The 1,439-nt window shown below is 29.7% G+C and carries 2 protein-coding genes; both read right to left on the bottom strand.

The genetic code is table 11. The annotated features are described in order from the left end of the window. Positions 1 to 612 (bottom strand): hypothetical protein (locus HU235_RS06485; protein WP_174879685.1); only part of this gene is annotated, 612 nt, incomplete at its 3' end. Beyond that, positions 609 to 1,355 carry a hypothetical protein gene (locus tag HU235_RS06480; protein WP_174879684.1) on the bottom strand — a complete coding sequence of 249 codons (747 nt, stop codon included), beginning with the start codon at positions 1,353 to 1,355 and terminating at the stop codon, positions 609 to 611. The genes HU235_RS06480 and HU235_RS06485, both read right to left, overlap by 4 nt. Positions 1,356 to 1,439 lie beyond the last annotated feature (84 nt).

The following is a 1,439-nucleotide window of genomic DNA, read 5'->3' as shown; positions in this document are numbered from 1 at the left end:
ATCCTTTTCTGTTGTAAATTGATTAATAGTAAATTCTTTAGAAAATTTCGCTAATCGAATTTCCTTTTGTTTAGGATTCCTTATTGTTAAACTCTCTTCTTTTATGTCTATTAAACTCGGTTCCTCCTGTTTTGTTAAATCTACATGTTGGATAATCGTTTTTGATTGATATTGCATTATCTGAATACTATTATCGTTTTCATCTTTTCTTTCTATTAATATTAAAATTGGATAATAATAATCTTCCTCTTCCCTGTTTATTTCAAGATGTTTACCTTCAAAAGGGAATTCCCACTGTTTCAATATCGTAACCCCGTCGATTTTATCTTTATCAATTCGCTTTCCTTCAAATGCAGCCGTTGATAAGTAATCCGCTGCTCGCTTAGCCTTATTTATTTCCTCTTCACTTACACTAAAATTTGCTGAATTACGAACTGGGAGGAAAAAAGATATAGGAACTGATACAATCAAAAGGAAACAATATAATATGAACACCCATTTTACATTTACTTTTTGAATAATGGTTGACCTTTTCGCAAATTTAATCGATAGAAAAATTACTGCGATGATGAGTAAAACTAAAACAAATGGAACAAATGCTGCAACAATCATTGTCTAACCTCCATTCTATTAGAGAGACCGATAGAAAAACAAAATAATAGAATTGAAGTAATGAAAATCTTTAGAAAAAAGATAAACAAAGAATCTTCATTCAAATAGAATTCACCTATTTCAACGATGAGCGTTGTCTCTTCACTAGTATTTGCTGTTAAGAATAAATAACTCAAAAATAATATAGGTAGTAATACTTTAAACCATTTACTTAACTGAACGACAGTTCCAATAAAATATCCAAATGAAGATAGTAAGATCATGTATAAACTTGTGACAAATATCCCTAATATTATTTCTGTTATATTAATATTTGTTAGTATGACAAAACCTTCATCTACGAAGAAAAACATAACAACCTTTAATAAATAGCCAGATAAAAGAGCGGTAATTCCTCCAATTAAACTGGCAAGTATTAAGAAGAAGATATTTGCAAGATTCCTACTTAGGCGGTTTGAAATAAAAGTAAAGTCATCATTTTTATAAGCCTTTGTCGTGATAGTAATCGCGCTAATAAAGCCCCATAGCATTGTAAATATAATGACAATATTTCCAGTGTAATTATTTAGAGATAATGAAAATGCATTTCCAACTGTCCCCATCGAGCTGCTTCCATTCAAAGACATCAGTAATCCAAATACTTGAACTATTAATAATGAGCTGAATATACCAATATAAGCTTTTACTTTATACTTAAATTGGTTCATAACTACATCTGCAAATTTAACCTCTGTTAAATACATCATCAATTCCTCCTTTCGTTTTAGCAGTAAGAAATGTGCTTAAATCATCTGAAGCAACAGAGGATATAGTAATACCATTAAAAC

It is taken from the genome of Metabacillus niabensis, assembly GCF_902829255.1.
In the GTDB taxonomy this organism is placed as follows: Bacteria; Bacillota; Bacilli; order Bacillales; family Bacillaceae; genus Metabacillus; species Metabacillus niabensis.
This window is presented reverse-complemented; position numbering and strand designations above follow the sequence as displayed.